Source organism: Bartonella sp. AP7XZML, from assembly GCF_042195745.1.
GTDB lineage: Bacteria > Pseudomonadota > Alphaproteobacteria > Rhizobiales > Rhizobiaceae > Bartonella.
This window is the reverse complement of record NZ_JBHIOT010000098.1, coordinates 1-5583: the sequence shown is the minus strand read 5'-3', so window position 1 is coordinate 5583 and position 5583 is coordinate 1. Positions and strand designations below refer to the sequence as shown.

Here is a 5583-nt window from a genome sequence, read left to right as displayed (position 1 = left end):
GGTGAGGCCCATTATATTAAAGGGCGTAAAACAAAACAGTCCTTTCAGGGTATTTTAGGTGTACGCTATAGTTTCTAACGATATGGTTATTTTTTAGTTATCTTTAAATGTATGATTAGTTTTTTAAAGTTTTTAATGCAGCATCAGAGAACAATTTTTCAGAGCACGCAGCTTCGTTGTTCTTGATAAACTGTATTCCCTTATATACTTGATTATGCATTACTTTTTTTTGATAAGAAAATTCTGAGGAAATGCTAAAGAAGCCCTATAAAAACGCCCTTATATTCTTGATCAAAAAAGTATTTAAAAAACTGTAAAGAACGGTTTTTTATGAGATAAGGGGGATTTTTAAGAAGGATTATTGCAATCTAAGGTTGAAAATATGTTTTGTAGAGCTAATTACGTTCAGTGTCTATGCAGGCGTGAAGGGGGGGAGGATATGGCTCTACAATATAAATGGAAACGACATTGTTGGATACTCATGTTGAGCAGCTGTTTTGTGCAAGCTGCTGCTGCAAATGAGGGGAGAACAGCACTTTTTTGTCAATCTTCAAGTTATGAAAATGATAAAGTATTTCAAGATCAATACAATGAGGATATGAAAACAGGTAGATGCATACTTGGAGCCTCTAATGATGTCATGGTAAGAACGCGCAATGAATTAGACTTTTTGAAAAAGCCTAGCGATTTTATCATGGATAAGGGTGCTAGAGTGTTTGCGAGTCAACAGGAGCTTGACAGCAGTCATCGTGACAATGCTGGATATAATGCACAAGAACAAAATACTGCATTCCTTAAAAAGCCTGAACTTATTTCCATTAAAGATGGGGCAATGTTAGAAAATTATATCCTTGATAATGAAGGTAAAGCATACATTTCAAATGATGGTGAGATTGATAGTCCAGGGCGATCCATTAATAACACTGTAAGGAATGGTGCAGAGCTTTATGTGTATGCAGGAGGACTCAGTGAGAATAGTAAAATTGAACATGGTGGAATTGAAAATGTTCAGGCTTTAAAGGGAAAACAAGGTTTTTCGAAAAATGCTGTTGTTAAAGAAGGCGGGCACCAAAGTGTTGGAAATGGAGGGAAAGTAGAGGGGACTAAAATTTATGGCGGTGAGCAGCTTGTTTTCGGCGAGGGGGATATTGGAGGAGAGATTAAAGGCAGTAGTGCTTCTCATACTATCATTTATGGTCAAGATGAAACACTAGGCCAACAAAAAGTATATGATGGCGGAAAAGTTTGGAATACAAAAGTTATGCAAGGGGGTGTCCAAGAGGTTGGACAAAAGTCTCAAAGTGCAAAAAATGGTGGTTTTGCATTTGACACAGAAGTTTTTGGTGGTGGTAAACAACGTATCTTAAAGGGCGGTCAGGCTATTGGAGTCACTTTAAATGAGAGTGCTATTCAGGAAATATATACTGATGGATCTGTAAAAAATCTAACAATGAATGATCAAACAAAATCATGGGTGCATGCTGGAGCAACATTAGAAGGCAAGACACAAGTAAACCATTCTGGGCAGATCCATCTTTATGCTGGGAATGATCAACAGCGCACCACAGTAGAAGATATTATTTTAAATGGAAAAGATACAAAACTATACTCTATTACTGATGAGTTTGATGGAAAAAGTTCTTTGATACAAAAATTAAGTGGTGAAGGGAGTGTTATTTTTTCGTTTACAGGTTCTGATCCATATTATTCTCAGCTTCATGTGAATAATCTTTCAGGAAATTTACATTTCGCGTTCAATACTACGATTGCCCATAACCGTGGTGATTATCTCTTGGTTGAGAAAGGTGCTGGGAATCATACGATAAGTGTTGCTGATTCTGGAGTTGAAATCACGGATCCTTTTTCAAATAATCGTGATTTAATTATGGATCAAAGTGGTGGAGCACATTTTACACTGACAGATCTTAAGGGTGACAAAATTAACGCCATTGATGGTGGAACTTATATGTATGATTTGAAAGAAAGAAAGGATGAAAATGGAAAAGTTTGGTTTTTATCTGCAGATCGCCTCAGTGGACCAGAAGCCTCTATTCCAGATCCGGAAAATCCTTTTGTTCCTGGTGAAACAACAACGACACCCTCTACAGATGCAGTGTTAACGTTGTCCGTAGTTCCTGGGCTTATTTTTAATAATGAGTTGCAAATTATACGGAATGGTAGAAAAATTTGGAACAGAAATAAGAAAGATATCGAACTATGGACTTATGGGATTAAGAGCAGAGAACGTGTTTCGACAGGCCTTACACACTTTAAGCTTGGGCAGACAGGTTTAGTCTTTGGTGCTGATCAGTTGAGTGAATTAAGGCATGGAGAGTTGTATGTTGGTGGTTTTGGTAGTTATGATCAAGCACGTATTTCTCATGCACGAGGTGGTAATAGTGATCTGAGCTCTTATAGCATTGGAACTTACGCAACTTATTTTGATCATCGCGGATGGTATATGGATGGTGTTTTGAAATATAATTATTACCGAGATAATTTGAAAGCCATATCAACGAATGATTTAGCCATTCAAAGTCATTACAATCAGTGGGCGATAGGTGGATCATTTGAGATTGGTTGTTATTTTGAACCGGCACAGAATACTTGGATGCAGCCTTATATCAAGCTAACAGGTTTGCAGGTTGAAGGTAAAAGAATAAAACTTTCCAATGGAATGATAGGTGATCTAAGCCCATTAACTTCATTCCGCAGTGAAGTTGGATTAACTGCAGGACATGAATTTTTTGTGAGTTCAGAAACTTCATTAACAGCTTACATTATGGCAGCTTGGTTGCGTGAGAATATAAATAATAATTATACGACAATTAATAACCAGTATAAATTTATTACAGATTTGTCGGGCAGTGCGGGTAAATTGGGAATTGGTTTAAACGGTTCGGTCAATGATAAACTAACACTTTATGCGGAAGCACATTATCTAAAAGGACATAAGATTAAGAATGCTCTTCAAGGTATTTTAGGATTACGCTATAGTTTCTAAATATGTGTGCATGGCTGATTAACTTTACAAATGTAATTGTTTTGCAAACTTAAACAGATAACGTTCGGCTATGTCTTCTCGAGAGTGTAAGGACTTTCTCAAATAGTAGGAATGTCTTTATACTCTCTCTTTTAAAGGCAACATACTGAATTTATAATAATAATTCATTTCTATGCATGTTGAATGAGAGTCGCGAAAATCATAGGATTCTCTCATTCCAAATCTGTTTATGTTGAATCAATCAAAACCATTTTCTTGCACGTCACAAGCAGGGAAGCCTGCGTGGATAAAAATTGTACAAGAAAGAACTAAAAATACCTCTTATAAACTGCCTCAAGTACCAAAGGGTGTCGCGTTGCAACATTTTAGGGCTGGAAAAGTGTATGATGATATCGGCTCGCTTCTTCATAAGCGTAAAGATTGGGGGGGCAATGGCTTTACCGGTATATCATTCATGGATGACGTGGCGAAATGGGCTTGAGTGCATTGAGAGATGTCTCTTTAAAACAAGTGCGTGAATGTACAACCCAATGGCGTTTTGTTTTACGTGAAGAGGGGGCCCCATTAAGGGCACGAGTATTTTTTTCATCTATAATTCCAGATATGCAAATTATTCCTTGAATTTAAGTAAACATTTTGAATTTTATTCAATTTTTCTGCCTTAAGTTAGAGTTTTTTAGTGGTTTGTAGATAAACAACTTAAAGTTGTTTAAATTAAAAAAATACACTAAAAAATTGTATTTAGACATAAATAAAACACATTATGATACAATCTAAAACGAGCTACCTATGTAGCCGCGGGGTATTTTTCTAAATAATTGAAGAGTGGAGTGTGGATAATGCGGTATAAATACAAATTAAGTTTTTCAGTATTGATGATCAGTAGTTGTCTTTTGCAATCTGCAAGTGTAGTTGAGAGTAGGAATAGAGTGCTAACAAGAGCAACAGATGTGGGAAATAGAGAAGAGGAAGAAAAAAATTTAGAACTGATTGCTAGTTTTTTCAAAAATAATATTACGATTGAATATGGTGATGTAGAGCTTGTTGAGAATGGAAAAACTTCCGTGGGGTCCACTATTAAAAAAGGAGGGATGCAAATAGTTACACGAGCAGGAATTGCAATGAGCGCCAAAATTTGGGGAGGTCAGCAGTTTATTCATGAAGAGCCAAATATTGATTTTACACGCGTGGTTAGACGAAGTAGTGCATATAATTCCACAGTTACGGGTGGAGGTGGAGCAGTGGGACAGCAGAATGTGTATGATGGGGGAGGTGCTTGGTATGCGAAAGTGGGAAATGATGGAGAACAAAATATTTATGCGGGGCAAAGAAAGGAAGGGGGGAGAGCAATGTTTACAGAAGTTTCTGGGAATGGGAGACAGCATGTCTTAGCACTAGGGGAGTCTGTGAAAACTACTTTGAAGGATCAAGCTATTCAAGTTGTATATCCTATGGGATTTGTAGATACTTTAACAATCACGGATTTTGCTAAATCGTGGTTCCATGTTGGTGTACAAGAAGTCGTTGGAGAAGTAAGGATCAATGGTGGCGGAGAACTTTATTTATTCGCTGGCGATAGGACAAATCATATAACTAAGAAAAAAATTCCTATAGAAGAGAGCGTGGATGAGATAATATTTGAGGTTGGTGAACGGAAGATAGGAGAAAAACCACAGATTAAAATTAAAGATTTAGGGGGGCAGAGTGGGACTGTTATTTTTTCTTCTATTCCGTATGATCCACGTCATATTTCACTTTATGTTGAGAGACTTTCAGGGGATTTACATTTTCGATTCAATATTAGCGCTACGTGGGATGCGAGTGATTATTTGTTGATTGGTGAGGGCTCAGGGAATCACAAAATAAATATTGCAGATTCTGGACGTGAAATTACAGGTCCTCTCTCACAAAGGAATAGTTTGGTTACTGAGCTTCCGTTAATTACCGATAGAAGCCACAATGGCGGAGCTAATTTTACTCTGGCAGATCTTTTGGGCAAGGACATTACAGCTGTTGATGGTGGAACCTATCAGTATCGCTTAGTGAAGAGAGGAAGATGTGCTGATTCTAGTGGTAGTGCTACAATTTGGTATTTAAGTAGAGCTTCTGGAGATACGGAAGGTTCTAATTCTGAAGTAGAGTGTGTGAATAAGAAAGCGAAGATTCCTCTTGCATTGTCTGCTGATACGGGTACACAGTCTGATCAAGGGGCTTCTTCTGAAGGAAAAAATACCGGTCCTCGTCCACTTACTAAAAAACAGCCATCTAAACCACGACCTCCACGTCATTTAAGAGGGGCACAGAATGTCTCTAGTGTTTCTGTATCTCCCTCTCAAGAAAATCAGACTCTTGTAGCGTTGTTACCTCCATCAGGTCCTCATCCTCTTTCTGATGAAAAACAACAAACTGCTGTTTCAACCTCTTCTCAATCTTTAGCCGATCAAATGATTGTGCGTCCAGTTCATAAAGAACACCCTTTTCCACAATTGAGTGAGAAACTTTCAGTTTCTCACTTTTTGACCACTCCCTCTACAGATGCGGTATTGTCTATGTCTGCGGCTCCAGCGATGATTTTTCAC

General features: G+C 37.7%; 3 protein-coding genes. All 3 read left to right on the top strand.

Annotated features, from left to right (window positions below):
* Window positions 1-439 precede the first annotated feature (439 nt).
* Entirely contained in the window at window positions 440-3004 is a 2565-nt protein-coding gene (bafA, locus tag ACFILT_RS08240; RefSeq protein WP_375679878.1) for a BafA family autotransporter, read from the top strand.
* 355 nt (window positions 3005-3359) lie between these two features.
* Entirely contained in the window at window positions 3360-3485 is a 126-nt protein-coding gene (locus tag ACFILT_RS08235; protein ID WP_375679877.1) for a hypothetical protein, read from the top strand.
* A gap of 358 nt (window positions 3486-3843) precedes the next feature.
* Window positions 3844-5583, top strand: a 1740-nt coding sequence (locus tag ACFILT_RS08230; protein WP_375679876.1) for a pertactin-like passenger domain-containing protein, incomplete at its 3' end; no start/stop codon positions are given.